This window comes from Turicibacter bilis (assembly GCF_024499055.1).
GTDB lineage: Bacteria > Bacillota_I > Bacilli_A > MOL361 > Turicibacteraceae > Turicibacter > Turicibacter bilis.
The window spans coordinates 2,704,970-2,728,822 of the sequence record NZ_CP071249.1 but is presented as its reverse complement, the minus strand read 5'-3'; the positions used below and the strand labels follow the sequence as shown (position 1 = coordinate 2,728,822).

20 protein-coding genes and 1 other annotated feature are annotated in these 23,853 nt (G+C 33.5%); of the genes, 10 read left to right on the top strand and 10 right to left on the bottom strand.

Going from position 1 to position 23,853, the window contains the following annotated elements:
• Nucleotides 1-8 precede the first annotated feature (8 nt).
• Entirely contained in the window at nucleotides 9-755 is a 747-nt protein-coding gene (locus J0J69_RS13090) for a TrmH family RNA methyltransferase (protein WP_055241166.1), read from the bottom strand.
• A gap of 136 nt (nucleotides 756-891) precedes the next feature.
• On the opposite strand from J0J69_RS13090, the gene J0J69_RS13085 reads away from it, so the two are divergent.
• The 5 genes from J0J69_RS13085 to J0J69_RS13065 all read left to right on the top strand — a co-directional run bounded on the left by J0J69_RS13085 (nucleotide 892) and on the right by J0J69_RS13065 (nucleotide 2,394).
• Nucleotides 892-1,089 carry an alpha/beta-type small acid-soluble spore protein gene (locus J0J69_RS13085; protein WP_055241168.1) on the top strand — a complete coding sequence of 66 codons (198 nt, stop codon included), beginning with the start codon at nucleotides 892-894 and terminating at the stop codon, nucleotides 1,087-1,089.
• Between the two features lie 195 nt (nucleotides 1,090-1,284).
• Entirely contained in the window at nucleotides 1,285-1,482 is a 198-nt protein-coding gene (locus J0J69_RS13080; RefSeq protein ID WP_055241169.1) for an alpha/beta-type small acid-soluble spore protein, read from the top strand.
• 113 nt (nucleotides 1,483-1,595) lie between these two features.
• Nucleotides 1,596-1,781 (top strand): alpha/beta-type small acid-soluble spore protein, encoded by a 186-nt coding sequence (locus J0J69_RS13075; RefSeq protein WP_055241172.1) that lies wholly within the window; start codon nucleotides 1,596-1,598, stop codon nucleotides 1,779-1,781.
• A 74-nt stretch (nucleotides 1,782-1,855) separates the two neighbouring features.
• Entirely contained in the window at nucleotides 1,856-2,053 is a 198-nt protein-coding gene (locus J0J69_RS13070; RefSeq protein WP_055241174.1) for an alpha/beta-type small acid-soluble spore protein, read from the top strand.
• A gap of 125 nt (nucleotides 2,054-2,178) precedes the next feature.
• The gene (locus J0J69_RS13065; RefSeq protein ID WP_212724393.1) at nucleotides 2,179-2,394 is read left to right on the top strand and encodes an alpha/beta-type small acid-soluble spore protein; all 216 of its coding nucleotides are present in this window, start codon (nucleotides 2,179-2,181) and stop codon (nucleotides 2,392-2,394) included.
• Between the two features lie 1,440 nt (nucleotides 2,395-3,834).
• Here J0J69_RS13065 and adhE read toward each other — a convergent pair.
• The 4 genes from adhE to J0J69_RS13045 all read right to left on the bottom strand — a co-directional run bounded on the left by adhE (nucleotide 3,835) and on the right by J0J69_RS13045 (nucleotide 11,488).
• Nucleotides 3,835-6,432, bottom strand: coding sequence for a bifunctional acetaldehyde-CoA/alcohol dehydrogenase (adhE, locus tag J0J69_RS13060; RefSeq protein WP_212725754.1), 2,598 nt, complete (start codon nucleotides 6,430-6,432; stop codon nucleotides 3,835-3,837).
• Nucleotides 6,433-6,813: 381 nt separating this feature from the next.
• Nucleotides 6,814-8,043, bottom strand: coding sequence for a tRNA uracil 4-sulfurtransferase ThiI (thiI, locus tag J0J69_RS13055; protein ID WP_212725753.1), 1,230 nt, complete (start codon nucleotides 8,041-8,043; stop codon nucleotides 6,814-6,816).
• 42 nt (nucleotides 8,044-8,085) lie between these two features.
• The gene (locus J0J69_RS13050) at nucleotides 8,086-9,219 is read right to left on the bottom strand and encodes a cysteine desulfurase family protein (protein ID WP_068759504.1); all 1,134 of its coding nucleotides are present in this window, start codon (nucleotides 9,217-9,219) and stop codon (nucleotides 8,086-8,088) included.
• A gap of 541 nt (nucleotides 9,220-9,760) precedes the next feature.
• Nucleotides 9,761-11,488: a septation ring formation regulator EzrA gene (locus tag J0J69_RS13045; protein ID WP_212724392.1), complete on the bottom strand. Its 1,728-nt coding sequence runs from the start codon at nucleotides 11,486-11,488 to the stop codon at nucleotides 9,761-9,763.
• A gap of 148 nt (nucleotides 11,489-11,636) precedes the next feature.
• Here J0J69_RS13045 and msrC point away from each other — a divergent pair, with 148 nt between their 5' ends.
• Together msrC and rpsD are read left to right on the top strand one after the other, a co-directional pair.
• Complete coding sequence (gene msrC / locus J0J69_RS13040) at nucleotides 11,637-12,125, top strand: free L-methionine (R)-S-oxide reductase MsrC (protein ID WP_212724391.1); 489 nt, start codon at nucleotides 11,637-11,639, stop codon at nucleotides 12,123-12,125.
• A 289-nt stretch (nucleotides 12,126-12,414) separates the two neighbouring features.
• Nucleotides 12,415-13,014 carry a 30S ribosomal protein S4 gene (gene rpsD / locus J0J69_RS13035; RefSeq protein ID WP_055241189.1) on the top strand — a complete coding sequence of 200 codons (600 nt, stop codon included), beginning with the start codon at nucleotides 12,415-12,417 and terminating at the stop codon, nucleotides 13,012-13,014.
• Nucleotides 13,015-13,586: 572 nt separating this feature from the next.
• Here rpsD and J0J69_RS13030 read toward each other — a convergent pair.
• A complete protein-coding gene (locus J0J69_RS13030; RefSeq protein ID WP_212724390.1) occupies nucleotides 13,587-14,480 on the bottom strand; it encodes a LysR substrate-binding domain-containing protein in 894 nt (297 codons plus the stop codon).
• A gap of 118 nt (nucleotides 14,481-14,598) precedes the next feature.
• Between J0J69_RS13030 and J0J69_RS13025 the strand changes: the two genes are divergently transcribed.
• The 3 genes from J0J69_RS13025 to J0J69_RS13015 all read left to right on the top strand — a co-directional run bounded on the left by J0J69_RS13025 (nucleotide 14,599) and on the right by J0J69_RS13015 (nucleotide 16,851).
• A complete protein-coding gene (locus J0J69_RS13025; protein WP_212725752.1) occupies nucleotides 14,599-15,630 on the top strand; it encodes a YeiH family protein in 1,032 nt (343 codons plus the stop codon).
• A 176-nt stretch (nucleotides 15,631-15,806) separates the two neighbouring features.
• A complete protein-coding gene (locus tag J0J69_RS13020) occupies nucleotides 15,807-16,580 on the top strand; it encodes a hypothetical protein (protein WP_212725751.1) in 774 nt (257 codons plus the stop codon).
• Nucleotides 16,567-16,851 (top strand): winged helix-turn-helix domain-containing protein, encoded by a 285-nt coding sequence (locus J0J69_RS13015; protein ID WP_212725750.1) that lies wholly within the window; start codon nucleotides 16,567-16,569, stop codon nucleotides 16,849-16,851. The genes J0J69_RS13020 and J0J69_RS13015 overlap by 14 nt, the downstream gene beginning before the upstream one ends.
• Nucleotides 16,852-16,936: 85 nt before the next feature.
• Here J0J69_RS13015 and tyrS read toward each other — a convergent pair whose 3' ends face one another.
• From tyrS to pheT, 4 genes are all read right to left on the bottom strand, one after another.
• Nucleotides 16,937-18,202: a tyrosine--tRNA ligase gene (gene tyrS / locus J0J69_RS13010; protein ID WP_055241196.1), complete on the bottom strand. Its 1,266-nt coding sequence runs from the start codon at nucleotides 18,200-18,202 to the stop codon at nucleotides 16,937-16,939.
• A 577-nt stretch (nucleotides 18,203-18,779) separates the two neighbouring features.
• Nucleotides 18,780-18,980: a binding site (T-box leader), on the bottom strand.
• Between the two features lie 44 nt (nucleotides 18,981-19,024).
• The gene (locus tag J0J69_RS13005; RefSeq protein ID WP_055241198.1) at nucleotides 19,025-20,014 is read right to left on the bottom strand and encodes a substrate-binding domain-containing protein; all 990 of its coding nucleotides are present in this window, start codon (nucleotides 20,012-20,014) and stop codon (nucleotides 19,025-19,027) included.
• Nucleotides 20,015-20,234: 220 nt separating this feature from the next.
• On the bottom strand, nucleotides 20,235-21,296 hold the full coding sequence (locus J0J69_RS13000; protein WP_055305013.1) for a bifunctional 3-deoxy-7-phosphoheptulonate synthase/chorismate mutase: 1,062 nt from the start codon (nucleotides 21,294-21,296) through the stop codon (nucleotides 20,235-20,237).
• A gap of 119 nt (nucleotides 21,297-21,415) precedes the next feature.
• The gene (gene pheT, locus J0J69_RS12995; RefSeq protein WP_212725749.1) at nucleotides 21,416-23,833 is read right to left on the bottom strand and encodes a phenylalanine--tRNA ligase subunit beta; all 2,418 of its coding nucleotides are present in this window, start codon (nucleotides 23,831-23,833) and stop codon (nucleotides 21,416-21,418) included.
• Between the last annotated feature and the right edge of the window lie 20 nt (nucleotides 23,834-23,853).

The window sequence follows — 23,853 nt, the reverse complement described above, 5'->3', positions numbered from 1 at the left end:
CATCTTTATTATAGACGAAAACGGTACATTATAATACTACCCGCAATCGAAACATTTAAAGATTCAATATTTTGTGTCATTTCAATAAAAATATTTCGATTTGTTGTGGATAGTAATTCTGGATTAACTCCTTGACCTTCATTGCCTAAAATAAACGCCATTTGAGAATCCTCTTCGATTTCTCCTAACGGCTGTCCATTTTCTAAGCTTGTTCCATAAACTTTAACACCATTCGCTTGAAGCATTGGCACATATTCTTTTAATGAATGAAACTCGATTGGAATTTTAAAAATCGCACCTTGTGTTGAACGGATGACCTTTTCATTGTACACATCGACACATCCATCTCCTAAAATGACACCATCAAAACCAAACGCGACAGCACTTCTTAAAAGGGTTCCTAAATTTCCTGGATCTTGAACACGATCTAACAATAATAAACGATTGTGACGTTCAATTGTTTTTGACTTCATTTCACAGACCGCCATGATTGGTTGTGGTGTTTCAGTAGAAGCAATTTGAGTAAATAAGTTTTCTTTTAAAATATAAACCGGTTGTTTTCCATTAAAAGCCGGATTTAAATGAACCGTTGATCCTTCTTTAACTAAAATTTCTTTAACAACATTTGAATTCATTGCTTCTAATACTAAGTGTTCACCTTCAACAATGAACTCATTTGATTGATATCGGTATTTTTTTTGTTTTAACTTCATCCATTTTTTAACTTTAGGATTACTACTTGATTCAATTAACATGTCATCACCTATAAATTATTTTAGAATTCTTCTTTACTATACACTATTTTGTTTTCTGTCACCTCATATTTTTAAATTTTTTTGTGTATTATTTTGTCGAATGCGGGCAAATTATGATTGTCAGGAGGTGACAAATATGGCCAGTCGTAATAAATTAGTTGTTCCTGGTGCTCAAAATGCTATCGACCAAATGAAAGCTGAGATCGCTCATGAATTTGGCGTAACTCTTGGCCCAGATACATCAGCTCGTCAAAATGGTTCTGTTGGTGGTGAAATCACTAAACGTTTAGTGAAACAAGCTCAACAACAATTAGGTTCTCAAAACCAACAATAATATAAGAAGAAACAATTTTTAAGAGGCAATCAGATGGTTGCCTCTTTCTATATCTCCCCTTAAGAGACTGATTAGTATTCTAGCTTTTTGCACTACTCTTCATTAATTAAATCGAAAATAAATTTCAAAAAAATCATTTTTTGTGTATTATTTTGTCGAATATGTGCAAATTATGATTGTCAGGAGGTGACAATCATGGCAAATCAATCAGGTCGTAATAAATTAGTTGTTCCTGGTGCCGAAAATGCAATCAATCAAATGAAAGCTGAGATTGCTAATGAGTTCGGTGTTCATCTTGGTCCTGATGCGACAGCGCGCCAAAATGGTTCTGTTGGTGGCGAAATTACTAAACGTTTAGTCGCTATGGCCCAACAACAATTAGGTTCAAAATAAGAAACTAAGTCACGACTTCTGATGAAGTAATAAACTTAGCTTCGACTTGTAAGAAAAGTTTCTTATGTTGAGGTCAAACAAATAAACTCAACATAAGATCAGGAGGTCACATCATGGCAACACGAAATAAATTAATTGTGCCAGGTGCTCAAGAAGCAGTTGATCAATTAAAAATGGAAATTGCAAATGAACTTGGTGTTAACTTCGGTCGTAAAGCAACTGCTGAAGAAAACGGGGCTGTAGGTGGCGAAATTACTAGACGACTTATTGCCCAAGCTAAACAAAGCTTAATAAAATAGTTCCAACTCTAATCTGTACAGTGTTTAAAAATTACATTCTACCTTAATGGTACCAATGTCAGGAGGTTATTAATATGTCAAGACGTAATAAATTAGTTGTTCCTGGTGCTCAAAATGCAATTGATCAAATGAAATATGAGATTGCTCGAGAATTTGGTGTAAATTTAGGCCCTGATACATCTTCACGCCAAAACGGTTCTGTTGGTGGCGAAATCACTAAACGTCTCGTTGCAATGGCTCAACAACAATTAGGTGGAACATCTCAAAAATAACTAAAGAATTTTAAGTTATAGATAAAACGTATCCATTAGAGTGTCTTTGGTTAATTTTACCATCTATTTTTAAGAATGATTTTGTTCATTAGGGACACTCTAATGATTGTTAGGAGGTGAACAAAATGGCTAACAACTCAAATAACTCAAACAGTAACAAACTTCTTGTTCCAGGAGCACAAAATGCTATTGATCAAATGAAATATGAGATCGCTAGTGAACAAGGCGTTCAATTAGGTGCAGATGCAACTGCTCGTCAAAATGGTTCTGTTGGTGGTGAAATCACTAAACGTTTAGTGAAACAAGCTCAACAACAATTAGGTTCTCAAAACCAACAATAACAATTGGGTTTTAGCATCATGTACAAACCTGTAACACAATTGTTTTAAATAAACATGAATGTGAGGGAATGCCATGAATACTAATCCGCCAACTATACGGAGTTCACGTTAAATTCTAATGAAACGTGAGGGATCAATGATGGAAGCTAATCCACCAAAGCGTATTTAACATAACGTATTACTGTGAATTAATTGCACCAAACGCTTTAAATTCTATTTGAAACGTGAGGGATTGACAATGGAAACTAATCCACCAAAGCATTTATTTTCGGTCTCAGATTCACTTTCTAATTCTAGAACATTAAAAATGTGAGGGATTAATCATGAAAGTTAATCCACCAAAAAATAAATCAGATAGTCACAATCAATTACAAAAGATACGTGAGGGATAAATATGAGATCCAATCCACCAACTATGAGTTAATCACACTTAAATATCATCAATGTTATGATAAATAAGGTGTTTTCATTGGAGTGATTTAAGTTTTAAATCCTACTGCTTTTATTAACTATTCGTTGATAAATGAGGTGTTTCCGTTGGAGCGATTTAAGTTTTAAATCCTACTGATTCTATTAACTATTCGTTAATAAATGAGGTGTTTCCGTTGGAGCGATTTAAGTTTTAAATCCTACTGATTCTATTAACTATTCGTTAATAAATGAGGTGTTTCCGTTGGAGCGATTTAAGTTTTAAATCCTACTGATTCTATTAACTATTCGTTAATAAATGAGGTGTTTCCGTTGGAGCAGATAAACTCATAGTAAATAAAGTAGCACTTCGGTGCTACTTTTTTATATTCTTAGAATATAGTATTTACCTTAACTATTCTATAAGTCCAGATAAGTTTTTCCAATTGTAAAAAACTTTTACCCCCCCCTAGCAGTTGAGGATTAGATTGTCTTCGACAATCTGTCAGGTGTGCCCTGGACTATAGTTTACCTTACACGGCATGACTATCACACATTTAGGTTAATATACTAAATGTAGAAAACCTTTCTGTTTCTATTTAGAAAAGTTGTCGTAATAGTTAACTTTTTTATATTCATTCATTTTAATTCAATTCATATTTTTTGTATAAACTATCGATTACTTGTTATAAGGTATCTCTTTCAAATATATACTGTAGTATCCCTGTATTTTAAATAGAATAAAGCGATGTGAGTTTTTATTCTATTTAAAATTCATAAATCATTAATACTAATCACATCAAAGTTAAAATCTTAAAACTTCATGAACACAGGCTAGCTATCTAGCAATAAGACTGCTTCTTCTATCATTAAAACTATTTTTATGCCATGATTTGATTAACCCCCTTTCAATGATGAATGCAGTAATCCTATCTTATCTTAAAATAGTAAAAAGCACCCTGTCAAAAAGGACAGAGTGCTTTGGTCACTGTTTGGAGTTTTAAATTAGTGTATGCGTAGATTGGTGATTAATTATTTTGTTTCGCCGTAGAATGCATTTAAGTATAATTGTTTGATATCTTCAATTAATGGGTAACGTGGGTTAGCAGGCGTACATTGATCATCGAATGCTTCAACTGCTAATTCATCTACTGCTGCTAAGAAGTCAGCTTCTGATACACCACATTCTGAAATACTCATCGGAATATTGATTTCACGTTTTAATTCATCAATTTTATTTAATAACGCTTGAACCTTTTCTTCATTCGTACGTCCTGTTAATCCTACATACTCTGCAGCTTTAGCATAACGTTCGATTGCTTGAGGAGTTTCATATTGAGGGAATGTTCCTTGTTTGAATGGTGCATCTGTTGCATTATATTTGATAACTTCATTAATTAATAATGCATTTGCAATACCATGAGGAATATGGAATTTAGCCCCTAATTTATGAGCCATTGAGTGGCATAATCCAAGCATTGCATTAGAGAAGGCCATCCCTGCCATACATGAAGCGTTAGCCATTTTTTCTTTAGCTACTTTTGCTTCTGCTCCACCATGATAAGATTCTGGTAAGTAATCAAAGACTAATTTAGCTGATTCTAATGATAATGGAATTGTATATTCTGTTGCTACTGTTGCTACTAATGATTCTAAAGCATGAGTTAATACATCGATACCTGAAGCAGCACATAATCCTTTTGGCATGGATAACATTAAGACTGGGTCAACAATTGCCATTGTTGGAGTTAATTCGTAGTCAGCTAATGGATATTTAATTCCTGTTTCATCATCTGTGATTACAGCGAAAGGAGTGACTTCTGAACCTGTACCAGCTGAAGTTGCAATACATACTAAGCTAGCTTTTTTACCCATTTGAGGGAAGCGATAGATACGTTTACGAACGTCCATGAAACGCATTGCTAGATCTTGGAAGTTAGTTTCAGGGTGTTCATATAATACCCACATAATTTTTGCTGCATCCATAGCAGATCCTCCACCTAAGGCGATGATGACATCTGGTTTGAAGTTGGCCATTGCTTCAGCACCTTTTTTAGCATCTGATAGTAATGGATCTGGATGAACATCTGTGAACATTGTATATTGAATTCCGTAACGATCTAACTCATCCGTGACTTGTTTTGTATATCCTAAATCAAATAACACTTTATCTGTTACAATAAATGCACGTTTTTTACCATCGAAGTTTAAGTCTTCTAATGCAACTGGTAAGCATCCAAATTTATAATAAACTTTTGATGGAACTTTAAACCAAAGCATATTCTCTCTCCTTTTAGCAACCGTTTTAATATTAATTAAATGTTTTGGTCCTACATTTTCTGATACTGAGTTATTCCCCCAAGAACCACAACCTAAAGTTAATGATGGCGCTAAAGCAAAGTTAAAGATATCTCCAATTCCTCCATGTGCTGTTGGTTGATTAATTAAGAATGTTGTTGTACGCATACGAGATGCCATCGCTTGAATATCAGCTTCAGCACGTAACTCATCTGCATAAATAGCTGAAGTATGCCCTAGACCACTATGGTTAACTAATGTTTCAGCCATATCCACTGCTTCCGCATGATTAGATGATTTGTACATTGCTAAGACAACTGATAATTTTTCATGAGCGAATGGTTCCTCTAATGAAGTATCAGTCACTTCACCAACTAAAACTTTTGTATCCTTAGGAACTTCAAATCCTGCTAATTCAGCAATTTTCCATGCTGGTTGTCCAACAATTTTAGCATTTAATGCGCCATTGACAATGATTGTCTTACGAACAGCCTCTAATTGCTCTGGATTTAATAATAAAGCTCCACGCTTTGTAAGTTCAGTCTTAACTGCATCATAGATTGACTCATCAACAATGATTGACTGTTCTGATGCACAGATGACACCGTAGTCAAATGTTTTTGATAATAATAATGAGTTAACAGCCATTGGGATGTTACATGTTTTATGGAAAATAACTGGTGTATTACCTGCCCCTACTCCAATTGCTGGTGTTCCTGAAGAGTATGCTGCTTTAACCATTCCTGGTCCACCCGTTGCTAAGATTAAATCGACTTCACGCATAACTGTATTTGTTAATTCAATACTTGGTGCATCGATCCATGCAATTAATCCTTTTGGAGCTCCTGCTGCTTCAATTGTTTCACGAATCACTTGGGCTGTATAGTTTGTACAATTTTTAGCACGTGGATGGGCTGAAATAACAATTGCATTACGAGTTTTAATTGCCATTAAACATTTAAAACATGCTGTAGATGTTGGATTTGTTGTTGGAATTACTGCTCCGATTACCCCTACTGGCTCAGCAACTTTTTGAATTCCGAACGATAAATCTTCAGATAAAACCCCACATGTTTTTTCATTACGATATTTATTATAGATATATTCTGAAGCGTAATGATTTTTAATAACTTTATCTTCAACTAATCCCATTCCCGTTTCTTCTACTGCCATTTGTGCTAACGGAATACGTAAATTATTAATTGCCATTGCCGCTTTGTAGAATAATTCATCAACTTGTTCTTGTGTAAATGTGGCAAACTCACGTTGAGCTGCGCGCATTGTTTCAAGAGTTGACATTAACTCCTCAACATTTGTAATTTTATTTGTCATTCCGACTCCTCCTCAAGATTGTGAATTCATTCACTTACTTACAACGCTATTATATTACATTGTGAATTATTTGTCTAATGAAAACGGATTGAAAACGTTTATAATTTCACAAATAGTAAATTTTATGATAGAAAGCGTTTTTCACTTATATATTTTACCTTATTTAACTATAAATGTAAAAATATAGATTTTTATTTCTTTCTACATTCGCACCCAAGAAAGATTATAGTTCGACAAAAAATAACTTTAACAGTACAAATTAATCGTTTTATCATTAATATTTTTTTCTAATTGAGGTATATTTTTTTGATTCATAAAATGAACTTAAATACAAAAAAAGCTGGAAGAATATTACTTCTTTCAGCTTTTTATTTATATCAATTAGAATAAATCATTTAATGGACAAGCAGTATTATCTTCTAACTCAATGATTTCACCCGCATGAACTGTAATGATTTCTGTATTATCAATACATTTTTGTACTAATGATTCAAAATCAAAGTTTTGTTCAAATTCAATACATTTTTCAAGCGATGGATTAGTCGCTGGGTGCTCTGGAACAAAGACCGTACAGCAATCTTCATATGGACGAATTGAAATATCATATGTATCGATTTGTTTCGCAATTTCAATAATTTCATTTTTATCAAGTGTAGCAACTGGACGAATAATTGGCATATTCGTTACAGCATTAATTGCATACATACTTGCTAATGTTTGAGAAGCAACTTGCCCTAAACTTTCACCATTTGCTAAAACTAAAATCTCACGTTTTTTAGCAATTCCTTCAGCGATACGATACATCATACGACGCATAACTGTCATTGTATAGCTGCTAGGAATATTCTCATAAATGGCTGTTTGTAATTCCGTGAATGGAACTACATGAACATCAATTGAGTCTACCGGTGCATAATGAGCATTTTTCTCCATTAAGTCTAACACTTTTTGTTTTGAACGAACTGATGTATATGGTGGTGATGCAAAGTGAATCGCTTCAATCTCAACTCCACGTTTTTGCATTAGGTATCCAGCAACTGGACTATCAATTCCACCTGAAATCATTAATAAACCTTTTCCACTAATTCCAACTGGGAACCCACCAAGACCTTTAATGTGATCAGCCATAATGAATGTTCCTTCGCGACGAACTTCAACAAACACCGTCATATCCGGATTATGAACATCCACGCTTAAGTGATCCGTATTAATTAATAAATGTGCCCCTACTCCACGTGAAATTTCACCTGATTGCATTGGGAATTGTTTATCTGAACGTTTTGTTTCTACTTTAAATGTAGTTGGAACTTTTGGTTGTTCATTAATAATCTCTAAAGCTAATGCTTTAATTGCATCAATTTCATTTTCACAACGAGCAGCTAAACTATAAGATTGTAATCCGAAAACTTTATCTAGCTGCTCTGTTACTAATTCTGGCGCTGTCCCATTTAAAATGATATAGAAACGGTCACGTGTCACTTCATATTTTAACTGATCAAGCCCACGTAACTTGCGGCGAATAATTTTGTGTAATGCATTTTTAAAATACTTACGATTTTTTCCTTTAATCGATAATTCACCATAACGGACTAAAATACGGTCATAAATCATTTCATCATTTCCTTCCTCGATAACCTGCTGCGATTTGTAGTACTAGTGTTTTAGTTGTGCCACAACGATTTTTAAAGCTTTAATTAGTCGATCTACTTCCTCCATTGTCGATAGATTAGAGAAACTAACACGTACACTCTCTTGTGCAACCTCATCACTAATCCCTAATGCTAATAAGATACGTGATGCAGTCGCTGATTTAGATGAGCACGCTGATTTTGCTGAGATATAAACATCATATTCCTCAAGCGCATGAACTAACGTTTCACCTTTAATCGGAGCGGCAGCAAAATTGATGATATAAGGCGTTTGATGTTCGTGATTACTATTTACCACTACACCATCAATTTTTCTTAATTCGTTCATTGTATGATCGAATAATTGTTTAACATGTTGGTAGTTTGTTTGCAGTGGCTCTATTGCTAAGCGTAAAGCCTTAGCAAGCGCAACTGCACCCGCTACGTTAATTGTTCCTGAACGAAGGCCATACATTTGATGTCCCCCTGTAATTTCAGGTGTTAAACTTAAATATTGATTCACGATTAGTGCTCCACTTCCTTTTAATCCATGGAATTTATGAGCAGATAATGATAATAAATCAATATTCATTTTATCAATATCAACAGGAATTTTACCCACGCTTTGAACGGCATCAACATGGAATTTTACCTTTGGATATTTTTTTAATAATTGACCAATTTCATAGATTGGAAATACCATTCCCATTTCATTGTTCACATGCATGCATGAAATTAAAATTGTATCTTCACAAATGGCTTCTTGAATTTGCTTTACAATATCAGCATTGCTACCTTTGACGTCAATATATGTAACACGGAACCCTTCCGCTTCTAGTTCCTCAATTGTTTCATGAACTGAGGCATGCTCAACAGGGGTTGTAATAATGTGACGTCCACGATTTTTGTAAGCATGACACAACCCACGAATAGCCAAGTTATTACTCTCAGTTGCTCCTGATGTAAAAATAACTTTGTGTTGTTTCGCATTTAATAGGGATAAGACTTGCTTTTCTGACTGAATTAGTAATTGTTCAGCACGAGCACCAAATGCATGTAACGAACTTGGATTACCCCAAAAATTTTCATTAACTTTCACGAAAGCATTTAAAACTTCTGGATCAACAGGAGTCGTCGCACTATTGTCTAAATAAATCATTTTGATTCTCCTTCCGACATAAACATCTCAGACCCATTTTAAACTTTTAACTCTTACGAACTCTGCTCAGATAAGAGGCAGACGAATTCATTGAATATGAACCTTGTTACTTTATCGTTTCGACATTATATCACATTAAAGCTATAATCTCAAATTGCAACTATTTTCTGAGTTTATGACGTAGAAAATGGTCGTTCTATGATTTGCTTACACTATAAAGTATGAATTTCATCATGAATTTGCTAGAAAAAATTCACTTTTAATAGCAAATCATCTAGATGTTCTTATTATTATATTATGCATTTATTTTTATTTCACTTCATTTATCTGCACCATAAAACTTTTTTTGGCTCTGTTTTAGATAAGTGTTGATGAGTAAAAACATTGATCTCATCATACTTAATCAATGAGTTAGGGAAAGAAATCATGATTTTTATTAAATATCAACATTCTTTTATATCACAGCCTTATTTTTTGCATTTGTTTACTCAAAATAAAAACTGTCTATAACTCACGACGTCCTTATAGACAGTTTCCTCTATTATAATAGATAGCAATCTAATTGTTGCTTAAATTGATCATAAGTTAAATCAAAACGTGAACCTTCAATCTCTTTTAATAATTCACGCATTTTTTCAATCACTGTTTCATAATTTCCTTGACGGAATTGATCCTCAGCAATCGTTAAATCGACAACATACATTCCTTCTCGTCCAATATAACGATGACCATATACCATTAAACGTTCGGCTAATTTAGATTGTTGAACCTCAATCTCCACTCGATTAGATAATTCTTGAATCGACTCTTGTGCTAGAGCAAGCTGTTTATCAATCTCTGCAATATTAATAGGTAATCGTCCAATCGTTTCAAATAATAATTGAATGGCGAAGTTTGCACGTTTAATCATCTCTTCAGTTTCCTCATTCTTAACCGGGAAGTTAACTTGATGATACATTCCTTTAAGATGATTGAATGTTTTCAATAAATGAAGTGCACGCTGGCGACATTCTTTTTCTCCAGCATATAAGCTTTCAATTTCACCATCAAATACAGCTAATTGTTCTTTAATCTCATCTAATTGTTGGTTAAGCGATGATAACTCACGTAATAACACAGAATTTGCACTTTGATGTTCATCGACTTTTCCGACTAAATAGAATAATTCATTACTTACAATTTGAATTTCATTTAATAAAAAGACGAACTGACTCTCCTCTTCCTCAGGCATGCGATAATTTCCTTTAATATTTTCATAACGCTCTTGAAGTTGCTCGCTATGCTCTTGTAGCTCTTGCATAAGCGATTTCGTTTTAACAACCGTCTCTTTTAACACCTCTTGAAGTTCATATTCTTTCTTCATGAATTCAATCATTTGTTTAGCATTATCATGAATCTCAACCAGCATTCCTTCAATCTTAACAAAATCAAAACGTTTGATCCAATTTGGAATCTCATCTAATTGCTCATGATACACTGCAATCGTTTCTTCAATTTGAAGATGCTTTAAATAGACCCCTGATTTCATAATCGATTCATAGCTCTTTAAAACTTCACGTAATAAAGGCTTGATTTCTTGTGTAATTGTATCTTTATACATTGGAGTGCGTTCAAACATATGAACAATAATTTCAATATGTGACTTAATCAGTTCAATCGTTTCATCAGCTAAATCGTAATTACATTCTTCCATACACTCATTAAATTTTAAGAAAAAGACTTCAACATCTTTAAATAAGGTCTTCATCTCTTCTTTAAACTCAATATAGTTCTCTTCTTCTTTTTCATAACGACGTTTTAATTGTTCAAACGTTTCTTTTAATCCAACGACATTTGAACGACTACGTTCTTCTGATTTCTTTAACGACTTAATTTCTTCAATTAATTGTTCAACTTCTTCTTTTAACGACTCAAGCGTTTGTTTTAACTCTACTAAATGCTCATCGGCTTCAACGAAACTTTTATTGGCAACAAGCTCTTCCGTATAAATAATCTGCTCCGTGACGGTAATAAAGTCGGATTCTAATTTTCCCCAACGTCGTTCCCATTGTTGAACTAACTTAACAATACGCTCACTCTTTTTTGTGCTACGTAGCTTGGCTAATTCAAACGGGACCGTCTGATTAGAAATCTCATGTTTTAAATAATCAAGTTCATCAATTTTAGCATAGTATTGTTTCTTTTTTGATACGATAATAACTGAGTAAATTAATACGATTGCTAAGACGACGATCATCACTATTAAAATTAGTAATTTAAAATCTGTCATAGTATCCTCCCATCACGCTTTCTTAAACTGTTTACTGTCTTTTAATGATATCATAATTTGATAAAAAATCCTATTGTTTCTATGTTTTTCTATTTATTTTTGCTATAATGTGTGCAAACTATTTTATATCATACCAAGGGGGGAGAAAATGTTTCATCCAACTGTTTATCAAGGAACATTAGAAGAAAACTATGAAACAGTATTATTACAATTAAAAGGATTGACTTATGAGGAATCAGATTTGATTGCAAATTTATCTAATGCATCAGCTTTATTAAATCAATTTTTAGAGGACATTAACTGGGTTGGATTTTACTTAAACAAAGGCGAAGAGCTTGTACTTGGACCATTTCAAGGATTACCTGCTTGCATCCGTATTCCATTTCATAAAGGAGTTTGTGGTTATGCAGCTACAACAAAGCAAACAGTTGTCGTTAAAAATGTTCATGAATTTCCTGGACATATTGCCTGTGATGGTGCAACCAACTCTGAAATTGTAGTTCCTATTTTAAAAGATGGTGAACTAATTGGAGTATTAGATATCGATAGTCCTCGCTTAAATCGATTTAATGAAATCGATCAAAAATATTTAGAACAATTTGTGCAAATCATTGTGGAAACCATTCCTACTAACTAAATTTAAGCTTAATTATTGGAAAATGTTTAGAACTCGTATTTTTTGTTGACAATAAAGTAGAATATTGATATTATACTTGAGTGCGTATATTAAAGGCAGCTTTTTATCTGACTATAACGTATAGATTAAACCTCAATATCACTTAAAGGTATTGATGGCATATCGTATAACCTTTTGGCTGCAAAGGCGAGGATATGAGATTTTAATCTATCCTATAGTATTTGATAAATTTTCTCCTTTTTTGATATGCAAAATCAAAATTTCTGACAAATTAAAAGGAGGTCATAGCATGGCTCGTTATACTGGACCAAGCTGGAAAATTTCTCGTCGTTTAGGATACTCTATCTTAGAAAACGGAAAAGAATTACAAAAACGCCCTTATGCACCTGGGCAACACGGACAAGCTCGTAAAAAAATCTCTGAATACGGATTACAATTACAAGAGAAACAAAAATTACGTCATGCATACGGAATGACTGAGCGTCAATTCCGTCGTACATACGATCGTGCTGGTAAATTACAAGGTAAACACGGTGAGAACTTCTTATACTTATTAGAATCTCGTCTTGATAACTTAGTATACCGTTTAGGATTAGCTAACACTCGTCGTCAAGCTCGTCAGTTAGTTAACCACGGTCACATCTTAGTAGATGGACAACGCGTTGATATCCCATCTTACTCAGTAAAACCAGGACAAACTATCAGCGTTCGTGAAAAATCAGCTAACTTAGCTATCATCAAAGCTGCTTTAGAAGGAACTGTACACCGTCCAGACTTCGTATCATTCGACGAAGCTACAATGACAGGAACATTCGTACGTTTACCAGAACGTTCTGAAGTATTCGCTGACATCCACGAAAACTTAATCGTAGAGTTCTACAGCCGTTAATCTTTAATGGCACTAAAAAGACTTCGGATTTTCCGAAGTCTTTTTTTATTTCTCCAAACCTCCCTGCTCCCCATAACATTATCCCCTACTTTTAGTCATGACTACTATTACTTAAACTTTTAGCTACTTCAATTATTTTAATAAATTATAAAATCAATTTTCTCATCTATTAAATTACCATCAATTAATATGAATAGAATCTATTATGTAAAAACTGGGATATAGAAGTATAATTCTTATATCAGTTAAACGTATTATCAGATAATAAGTAAGAGCTAAGTACGTTTATAATCTAAGTATTTATAATAAGGATATTAATGATTTTAATAGGACTTTTTACACTTCTCAAACCAGATTTAACTTTAGAGATATGACTGACTCATAGAGATCTGATTATTCTAAAGAACTCTCTTAGATCTACAAAAGCTCTACAATATTTGATGGGTTAATAGTATTAGATATAGAAATTCAATATATTATCATAACTTTTATAAGTTAAAAAGGGCAACTTCAGCATTGTCCTTTTTTTAGTCTTTATCATTATTAACAATTTCTTAAAATACAGCACCGTTTTAAGATCTCATTGTCTCATCTAATTCATTTAATAAACTAATCATACACTGTACTCTTTTACTTAAAACGACTCCCTCTTTAGTCACATAGTAAAATAAACGCGATAATGTATAAGCCTCTTCTTCTAAATAACTAATTCCTTTAAAATCTTGATGTTTCATTAAGGTAGAAGCAAAAGTCATTCCGTGTTGGTGTCTTAGTGTTTCTTTAATTAAATAATTGCTTCCAAGTATCACTTTATGTTTGGGTATAATCCTTAATTTCTCTAAGAAGAAATCAGTGATTGCTCGCGTTCCAGAGCCCTCCTCTCGAATAAACCAGGCTTGCGAAGAAAAGAACGTGTGATACTGTGCTGGTGACTTAGGTAATGTTAATTTATCACTATAAGCAATCTGTAACGTATCACAATAAAACGGCTGACGATTAAGAGTTAAATGTACTTCATCATCCTCAATTAATCCAATTTCTAACTCAAGTTGATTGATTTTCTCCATTATCGTATGACTATTTTCAATAATAACCTCAAACATTAAGTTTGGATATAACTTGGATAATTGTAGCAAGATTTTAGGTAATAAATACTCTCCTATTGTTAAACTAGCTCCAATTTTCAATGTTCCTTGAACTTCTGTTTTTTGACTCTTGATCTCGTTCATCATTTCCTCATATTGATGCACAATCTTTTTAGCACGCTTATAAAGTAATTCTCCATCTGGTGTTAATAAAAAATTCTTTTGTTTATTTGAACGCAAAATTAATATGGTATCTAATTGTTTTTCAAGTCCAGAAATGTGCATACTAACTGCAGGCTGTGACAAATTCAATTTCTGAGCAGCTTTCGTAAAATTTTGTTCATCTACAACTTGAATAAATGACTTTAACTCATCTATCATTAGAAACACCTCTACTATAATTTTATCTTATTATAACTATTATAATAATTAATTTTAATTATATCAAAAACTATTATATACTTATAGCGTAGATTTTAAGAGAAGGAGTATTAAACCAATGAAAACTCAAGACTTTATCCAACAAAAACTTACAAATTTTAAAGATATCTTCCCAGGTCTTATCGTTTGTATTCTCATCGGCTTAGTAGCTAAATATCTTGGAACATTAGTTCCAACACTCGGAGGAGCAACTATTGCTATTTTACTTGGGTTATTATTAGGAAATACTGTTTTAACGCATAAAAAACTTCATAAAGGTATACGTTTTTCAGAATCAAATTTATTATCTTACTCAATTGTTCTACTTGGTGGAACCTTAAGCTATACAGTCATTTTAGAGTTAGGGGTTTCTGGTGTTAGCTTTATCATTTTACAAATGGCATTAACGATTGCATTTTGTTTATTCGTCGGTAAGCAGCTTGGATTTTCAGAAAATTTCCGCTTATTAATGGCCTCAGGAAACGCTGTATGTGGTTCTTCAGCTATCGGTGCAACAGCTCCAGTCATCAAAGCAAATGATGTGGAGAAATCAATTACAATTACCTTAGTTAACTTAACAGGTACCATCTTAATGATGATTTTACCATTTTTGACAAATCTACTATATGAAAATGAAACGATGTTATCATCCGCTTTAATCGGTGGAACATTACAATCAGTAGGACAAGTCGTCGGAAGTGCCTCAATGGTTAACCATGATGTCTTAAAGTACGCAACGATTTTTAAAATTGTTCGAATTATTTTCCTAGTATTCGTTATTTTAGGGTTCGCTAAACTAAAAAAAGATGAAGAAAATCATGACGCCGAGTTACATCATAAAAAACCAAATGCTAAAATAAAAATCCCTTGGTATGTTAAAGGATTCTTCTTAATGTGCTTCCTATTCAGTATTGGATTTATTAGCGAAAATATATCTCTTGGCTTTAAACAAATCAGTAACTACCTCGAAATCTTCGCTTTAGCCGGAATCGGAATGAGCGTTAAATTTAAAGATTTAATGAAAGCTGGATTAAAGAGTGGTGTTTACTGTTTAGCCATCGGGATTGCTCAAATAATCATTGCCATTATCTTAATTTGGATCTTACTCTAATCAAGAAAAGACGTCCCGGCGTCTTTTTTTATTTTTTGTCGAAATTAAATCTCTCTTCATCTATTGATAAATGGAAAAATATAGTTTATACTTTGTTTTACAAAGTACTTTATTCATCCTGAGACTTTCTTTTTATCTGTTGTACTTTGATATCAGATTCGAAAGGAAGAATTATTATGACGACATCAGTCTTAAATTCAGCAGAAGCTTTAAAGGATTTAAATCAAATTAAGCAAGTACTTAATGAGACGACGTATCGAGTAAACAAACTTTATCTTTTCTTTTATGGAGTATTAACTATTTATCTTATTCCTATCATTTTATCTCTGTCAATTATTTATTTCCCTATGTCTAACGATATAAGAATTCATTTATTAATGGCTCAAGGATACTTTAATTTATTTTTCCCCTTTTTACTCATTCCTTTATTTATTATTATAAAGTTTAAAATACTCCCAAAATCTAACCGTTTTGCTCATAAACTACTTCATATTTGGATGTATGGCTTTATGATTATCTTCTTTGGAGCTACACTTATCCAAATTCGCTTTTCTTATTTTATACAAACTTATATATCATCCTCTTCAAATCTAGAAGTTGATGATTTTAATATTATTAATGATATTAAGCTTGGATTTGATTATATGAATCCGTTTTTAATATCTCTTGTCCTACTTTTTATTTATCTTATTATGAACTTGATTACGAATAAAAAAGGATTTTTAATCGGATTTTTCGTAAACTTAATCGCTTATGGTGCAGTTATTTGGGTATTACCTAGTTCTCCAATTATCATTAATGAGTTATTAGAAATGAATCTACTAGACACCATCATACATCATATCATTAGTTCGGCTGATGAGATTCTTCTAATTATCAATCTTTTAGTCATGGGGACTTATTTCAAAAATATGTATCGCATGGAGCAACACGCATATGAAAATCAATGATATTCCTAATCTTTTTCAATCAAAGATACGATTGGCCATTATCACCTCGCTGATTGATGGAAGTAAGGATTTTAAACAGCTAAAAGAACTCACAGAAGCAACAGATGGCAATTTGAGTACTCATTTATCAAAATTAGAAAAAGAAGGTTATATTTTGAGTGAGAAACATTTCATTCAGCGTAAACCCAAATCTACCTATACACTAACCTTAACTGGTCGGAAAGCATTTGAAGAATACGTTGAGTTATTATCAAGTCTACTGAAAAGATAGCTATACTCAATTTTACTCTTTAGGTCCATTTTAGCCAAATAAATCATAATTAAAAGGAAGATCATAGATCTTCCTTTTTACTTTATTAAACATGTTTGATTAAGAAATATTTTTTCTTACCACGACGGATAACAGTGAATTTACCACCGATTGCATTTTCTTTTGAAACTGTAAATTCTAAATCGTTCACTTTTTCTCCGTTAATCGAGATTGAGTTATTATTGATGAACTCACGTGATTCACGTTTTGAGCTAGCTGCTTTCGTAAATACAAGTGCATCCACTAAGTTAAGATTTTCAGCTAATTCAACTGATGGTACATCTTTGAATCCAACCTCAATTTCTTCAGCTGTTAACTCAGATAAGTTTCCACTGAATAATGCTTGAGTGATTTTTAACGCTTGCTCGTATGCCTCTTGACCATGCACGATTGTTACGACTTCTTTCGCTAATGTTTTTTGTGCTAAACGCTCATGTGGTGCAGCTTTGAAAGCTTCCTCGATTGTAGCAATTTCTTCTTGTGATAAGAATGTGAAGTATTTTAAGAACTTAATAACATCTTCATCTGCTGTATTAATTAAGAATTGGTACATTTCGTAAGGTGTCGTTTTATTGCGATCTAACCATACTGCTCCACCTGCAGTTTTACCAAATTTTGTTCCATCTGCTTTTGTTACTAATGGCATTGTTAATCCAACAGCTTTTGCTTCATGCCCCATTGTTTTACGAATTAACTCTAATCCTGATGTAATGTTACCCCATTGATCTGATCCACCAATTTGTAACACACAGTTTTTCGTTTCAAATAAATGTTTGAAGTCCATTCCTTGTAGGATAGTATAAGAGAATTCAGTAAATGTCATCCCATGCTCTAAACGAGAGCATACTGTATCTTTCGCTAAGATATAGTTAATGTTGAAAAACTTACCGAAATCGCGTAAGAATTCAATCATGCTTAAGTTTGAAGTCCAATCATAGTTATTAACTAACTCAGCAGCATTTGGTTGATCTCCAAATTCCATGAATTGTGATAACTGGCGCTTAATACTTTCAGACCATTTGATCACTGTCTCATGACTATTTTCTTGACGCTCAGCTGAACGACCTGTTGGGTCACCGATTAATCCTGTTGCTCCACCTACTAATGGTAATGGTTTATGACCAGCCATTTGGAATCGTTTTAACGTTAAAATTGGTAATAAAGAACCAATATGTAAACTATCTGCTGTTGGATCAAATCCACAGTATAATGTAATTTTACCTTCTTCCATTAATGCATCTAACGCTTCTAAATCCGTGCAGTCATTAATTAATCCACGCCACTCTAATTCTTTTAAGAATTCGTTTTTCATTATTTTCACCTCATTTAATCTTTTGTAGGATAATTTTATTATCCTCTATCGTCTTAATTCAAAACCAAATTCACCTTATCAAATGAGTTGATTAATCAAAAGTTATACAAGTTGAATTAATAACCCTCTGTTAGTTCAGACTATCTTTCTCTTTAATAAATGAGCAAAACTATGATCTATATATAAACAGATAAGTATTCTACATCTTGAGTAGCAAATAAAAAATACTGATATGTTTTATCTATCAAGGCAGCCTATAGTCCAGTTAAAAATTTTCTCTGAAGAAAATTTATCTGGACTTATATAGATAAGATTTTCTAAACAAACATCCCTCTAATACAAGTCTTTTCCTTTAGTAGGGATCGACTCTGCCTCGCCTATAGACTATGGATAACACTGTCCATCAAGGGAAGATAGATTAAATAATCTACTAAAGCTAGAAATGGAACTAACAACCCTTCATGAGAATATCTAAACTACGTTAGATATTCTAGCGTTCAGGATAAGTTTACGCTAAAGTAATCCAAGATTACTAGCGCAACTAAAAAACCCTTCATTCTATCTAAAAAAGATAAAATGAAGGGACGAAAGTTCGCGGTACCACCCAACTTGTTAAATCTATGATTCAACCACTCAATTTGATAACGGTAAAGACCGGTTCATATGAACATGCTCCAAGAGTGTAATTCGTGATTATTACTGCCTTAGTTCTCACCTACCACTAAGTCTCTGTGACTGCTCTTAATAATCACTACTAAATTCTTATCATTGCACTAGTATTAATGCTTGGATTATAACAAATTGTGTATGTTTATGTCAACCTTATTTTGTTGTACTACGCCAAACAAATGAGTGAGGTAACGTGATTTGAGTTTCAGTTACTTCCTCTTCTTTCATTAATTTCGTTAATAAACGCATCGCAACAGCACCAATATCGTACGTTGGAATGTTGATTGTACTTAATTGTGGACGTGACATAATCGCATATTTTGTATTTTGGAATCCGATGATTTCTAAATCATTTGGAACACTAATTCCATGCTCAATCGCTGCATTCATGAACATGACAGCCACTGAATCACGTACAGCTAATGCTGCATCAGGAGCCGCATTATTAGCGAAGAATTCTTTAAATGCTTCTAATGAGTTTTCAAATTTATTATATAGTCCTAAAATGCGTGGTTCTAACCCTGCTTCTGCTAATGCACGACGATATCCTTGTTCTTTTAACTCGTTCATTGCATAATATGAGCTTGATGTAATAAAGGCGATATCTTTATTTCCATTTTCAATTAATTTTTTAGTAGCTTCATAAGCGGCTAATTCGTAATCAATTAAAACGGCTGGTAAACGTCCATCTAAATCTTTAACTGATAATAAAACTGTTGGCACGGTATCGTTCGCTAAGCGCTCGATTTCATCGTCACTCAGTTTATCTGCCATCATTAAAACACCATCGACTTGAGAAGCAATCATGTTTTGCCATACATTTGTAGCAATATCATTTTCATTATGTGTCACGTTTAAGAAGACTGAGTAACGGTATTTATCAGCGATATCTGCTACTCCATCGATCATTTCTGATACAGAAGCACGTGAGCATGTTGGAACAATTAATCCAACGTTTGTTGAACGACGACTTGCTAAACCACGAGCAATCGCATTCGGACGATATCCTAATTCATTAATTGCTGCTAAAACACGCTCACGAGTTTTCGGCTTTACCTTTTCAGGGTTATTTAAAACGCGTGACACTGTCGCTAATGACACATCAGCAACACGTGCTACATCATAAATTGTTACTTTAGACATAACATCAACTCCTAATACATTAAAATTTTCCTGTACCTATCTATCATTCTAACCTACAAAGTACGACCTTGTAAGCATTAACATCGTCATAATCTTCGATACTACATTCATTTTATCGAAAAAGATTTGATTAATCAACAATTTAATGAAAATTTTCATTTTAAAATCGCTTGCTTTTTTATGATTATTTTTATTATAGGCAGGAAAACTTTAACTTATTCTAGCTTAATAAATTTTTGAAAAAAACATCAAATTCTTCCAAGCTCATTTGTTGATTCGCATCTGATAATGCCACAGTCGGATTTGGATGAACTTCAGCCATAATTCCATCTGCACCAACAGCTAAAGCGGCTTTTGCAATTGGAAGTAAGATGTCTTTACGTCCCGTTGAGTGAGTAATGTCAACAAAAACTGGTAAATGCGTCTCACGTTTTAAAATTGGGACCGCTGAAATATCAAGTGTATTACGCGTTGCTTTTTCATATGTACGAATTCCACGTTCACATAACATAACATTTGGATTTCCATGCATCGTAATATATTCAGCAGCATTTACAAATTCTTCAATCGTTGCACTTAATCCACGTTTTAATAAAACAGGTTTATTAATATGTCCAACTGCTTTTAATAATGAAAAGTTTTGCATATTACGAGCACCAATTTGCACAACATCTAAATAAGGTAAAGCTGCTTCTAAATCACTTGCATCCATGATTTCACTGATCACGCGTAAATCATATTTTTTCGCCACCTCAGACATGATTTTTAAGCCTTCAATTCCAAGACCTTGGAAGTCATAAGGAGATGTTCGCGGCTTAAATGCGCCTCCTCGAATATATTTTAAACCTTTGGCAGCTAGATTAGCTGCGACACGTTCCATTTGCTCTTGTGATTCAACACTGCATGGTCCAAAAACAAAGGTTGCTTCTCCTTCCCCAATAGAATCTCCATTAACTTCGATAACTGTATCTTCCGATTTATTTTTACGCGATACTAATAATCCTTTTTTATGGCTCTTTTCTTCTTGTAATTTCACACTTACTTTGAAAATTTCTTTAAAAATGTGGACCATCATTTCATCACTCATAGGTCCTTGATTTTTTTCTTTTAATTGTTCAATGATTTGTTGTTCACGAATGGGATCATATTTTTTTAATCCCTGTTTATCTTTTTCACGACCCACTGCTTCTACTAATTCTGTACGTTCATTTAATAATTGTAAAAGTTGTAAATTAATCTCATCAATTCGATTTCTTAACTGATTTAAATTTTCATTTTTCATTTGATCACCTCATGCTATAGTCTATTTCTATTATAGCTAATAATTGATTCTTTTAAAGTTAGTTTCATTATTGAGCGGCAAAAAAGGGAACAAGATAAAAACTTGCTCCCCTTTTCTCACTATCCACGTAAAACAGCGTCATGCTCTTTAGTTAAAGCATTTAATACTTTTTGGTGTGTTGGTTGTAAATCTTCATCTGTTAATGTTTTTTCACGATCTAAATAGTAAAGTGAAATTGCCACTGATTTTTTACCTTCTTCAACACCTTTACCTTCGTAAATATCAAAGACTTCAACCGTTTGTAATAATTTATTAGCTGCTTTTTTGATGGTTTGAACTAAGTCATCTGCTAATACTTCACGATCAACGACTAACGCAATATCACGTGTCATACCCGGATGTTTAGGTACCATTGCATAAGCAGGTTTTGAAGTTTCTAATCCGAATAACACATCTAATGATAATTCAAATACATATGTTTCATGTAAGTCTAATTCACGTTGTAATTCAGGATGAACTTGTCCAACTACCCCTACTAAGATATCATTTACATAAACCATAGCCGTACGTCCTGGATGGAACTCTTTATATTCATCAGCTACGACTGGACGATAAGTGACATTTAAGTGACCCATTTCAGTTAAGACTGCATCAACATAACCTTTCGCCACATAGAAGTCTACTTTTTCAACTTTTGCTTGCCATTTATTTGTAATGATTTGTCCTGTCACAGCCCCTGAAATTTTCGTTTCTTCTGTATATTCTCCATTAGCTTGACCGTAAACTTTTCCAATTTCATAAATAGCTACCGTATCCATTGTACGTGCATTATTATAACGCACTACTTCTAATAATTGAGGAATGGTTGATTGACGTAAGTGTGAGCGATCTTCACTCATCGGCATCGCTAATTTAACTAATTCTTTCTTGTTAGCTGGGATCGATAAGAATTGCTCTGCTTTTTCAGCACTTGTTAATGAATAAGTAATGACTTGTGTTAATCCGCAAGCCATTAATGTTTGGTGTGCTTTATTGCGCATTAATTGGATTGGTTTATATCCACCTTTAATATCTGTTGAAGGTAACGTTGTTGGAATATTATCGTACCCATAAATACGTCCCGCTTCTTCAATTAAATCCTCAACAATTGTAATATCTAATCGACGAGATGGAACGTGTACCGTAAATACATTACCATTTAAATCATAAGTAAAGTTTAATCGTGTCCAAACATTTGCTACCTCTTCATTGCTCATGTTTGTTCCGAGTACTGAGTTGATTTTAGCTGCTGTAATTTCAATACTTACTGGTTCAACTGTTAACTCATCATGAGCAACGATTCCAGCACATACTTGCCCATTAGCTAACTCAGCTAATAACTGTGCTGCACGGTTAATTGCTAACTCTGTACGTTTTGCATCAATTCCTTTTTCAAAACGAGCTGATGATTCAGAACGTAATCCTAAACGAGTTGATGTTTTACGAACTGATAAACGATCGAATAATGCTGATTCTAATAACACGTTTGTTGTATTATCTGTAACCTCAGTCGCTGCTCCTCCCATCACACCAGCAATGGCAATTGGTGTTTGACCATCCGTAATGATAATATCTCCTTCTGCTAATTCACGATCTTGCCCATCCAATGTTTTCATTGTTTCACCAGCAATGGCTTCACGAACAACAATTTCTTTAGAAGCGATTGTATCGTAATCAAAAGCATGTAATGGTTGTCCCATCTCTAACATGACATAGTTCGTGATGTCAACTACGTTATTTTTCGGGCGCATTCCAGCTGCGATTAAACGAGCTTGTAACCATTGTGGAGATTCTTTGATTTCAACGTTTTTCACAACGCGTGATAAGTACATTGGTGCTTTCTCAGTTTTTGAGCTAACTTTGATTAAGTCTTTAGCAGCTTCTGCTACTTCTTCCACTGTTACTTCATCAAATTTAACGTCACGTGATAAAATAGCAGCTACTTCGTAAGCAACGCCATACATTGATAAACAATCCATACGGTTTGGCGTTAATCCAAGCTCAATCACTGTATCATGGAATTTTAAATATTCTAATGCGTCCATTCCAACTGGAGCATCATCTGCACAAATGAAGATTCCATCTGCATAAGCTTGAGGAACTAACTTTTGCTCAATCCCTAACTCTTTTAATGAACAACACATTCCGTTAGATTCTTCACCGCGTAGTTTTGATTTTTTAATTTTAAAGTTTCCTGGTAAAACAGCTCCTGGTTTAGCCACGATGATTTTTTGTCCAGCCGCTACGTTTTTCGCACCACATACGATTTGAACAACACCGTCTTCTCCACCAACATTTACTTGACATACTGATAATTTATCCGCATTTGGATGTTGTACACGTTCTTCAACATAACCAATTACAACATTCGTTGCATCTGCTAATACATTAACCGATTCTACTTCAATCCCTGTTCTTGTAATTTTTTCTGCTAAATCTTTTGGATCAATATCGCTTAAATCAATATATTGACTTAACCAATTCACTGAAACTAACATCTATATGGCCTCCATTCAAT

What these genes read in the sequence shown, in the direction of transcription:
- rpsD (WP_055241189.1), top strand. Translation starts at nt 12,415, where the DNA reads ATGGCTCGTTATACTGGACCAAGCTGGAAAATTTCTCGTCGTTTAGGA.
- tyrS (WP_055241196.1), bottom strand. Translation starts at nt 18,202, where the DNA reads ATGAAAAACGAATTCTTAAAAGAATTAGAGTGGCGTGGATTAATTAAT.
- J0J69_RS13075 (WP_055241172.1), top strand. Translation starts at nt 1,596, where the DNA reads ATGGCAACACGAAATAAATTAATTGTGCCAGGTGCTCAAGAAGCAGTT.
- J0J69_RS13000 (WP_055305013.1), bottom strand. Translation starts at nt 21,296, where the DNA reads ATGAAAAATGAAAATTTAAATCAGTTAAGAAATCGAATTGATGAGATT.
- J0J69_RS13065 (WP_212724393.1), top strand. Translation starts at nt 2,179, where the DNA reads ATGGCTAACAACTCAAATAACTCAAACAGTAACAAACTTCTTGTTCCA.
- J0J69_RS13080 (WP_055241169.1), top strand. Translation starts at nt 1,285, where the DNA reads ATGGCAAATCAATCAGGTCGTAATAAATTAGTTGTTCCTGGTGCCGAA.
- thiI (WP_212725753.1), bottom strand. Translation starts at nt 8,043, where the DNA reads ATGATTTATGACCGTATTTTAGTCCGTTATGGTGAATTATCGATTAAA.
- msrC (WP_212724391.1), top strand. Translation starts at nt 11,637, where the DNA reads ATGTTTCATCCAACTGTTTATCAAGGAACATTAGAAGAAAACTATGAA.
- J0J69_RS13050 (WP_068759504.1), bottom strand. Translation starts at nt 9,219, where the DNA reads ATGATTTATTTAGACAATAGTGCGACGACTCCTGTTGATCCAGAAGTT.
- J0J69_RS13025 (WP_212725752.1), top strand. Translation starts at nt 14,599, where the DNA reads ATGAAAACTCAAGACTTTATCCAACAAAAACTTACAAATTTTAAAGAT.
- J0J69_RS13020 (WP_212725751.1), top strand. Translation starts at nt 15,807, where the DNA reads ATGACGACATCAGTCTTAAATTCAGCAGAAGCTTTAAAGGATTTAAAT.
- J0J69_RS13030 (WP_212724390.1), bottom strand. Translation starts at nt 14,480, where the DNA reads ATGATAGATGAGTTAAAGTCATTTATTCAAGTTGTAGATGAACAAAAT.
- J0J69_RS13015 (WP_212725750.1), top strand. Translation starts at nt 16,567, where the DNA reads ATGAAAATCAATGATATTCCTAATCTTTTTCAATCAAAGATACGATTG.
- pheT (WP_212725749.1), bottom strand. Translation starts at nt 23,833, where the DNA reads ATGTTAGTTTCAGTGAATTGGTTAAGTCAATATATTGATTTAAGCGAT.
- J0J69_RS13070 (WP_055241174.1), top strand. Translation starts at nt 1,856, where the DNA reads ATGTCAAGACGTAATAAATTAGTTGTTCCTGGTGCTCAAAATGCAATT.
- adhE (WP_212725754.1), bottom strand. Translation starts at nt 6,432, where the DNA reads ATGACAAATAAAATTACAAATGTTGAGGAGTTAATGTCAACTCTTGAA.
- J0J69_RS13090 (WP_055241166.1), bottom strand. Translation starts at nt 755, where the DNA reads ATGTTAATTGAATCAAGTAGTAATCCTAAAGTTAAAAAATGGATGAAG.
- J0J69_RS13085 (WP_055241168.1), top strand. Translation starts at nt 892, where the DNA reads ATGGCCAGTCGTAATAAATTAGTTGTTCCTGGTGCTCAAAATGCTATC.
- J0J69_RS13005 (WP_055241198.1), bottom strand. Translation starts at nt 20,014, where the DNA reads ATGTCTAAAGTAACAATTTATGATGTAGCACGTGTTGCTGATGTGTCA.
- J0J69_RS13045 (WP_212724392.1), bottom strand. Translation starts at nt 11,488, where the DNA reads ATGACAGATTTTAAATTACTAATTTTAATAGTGATGATCGTCGTCTTA.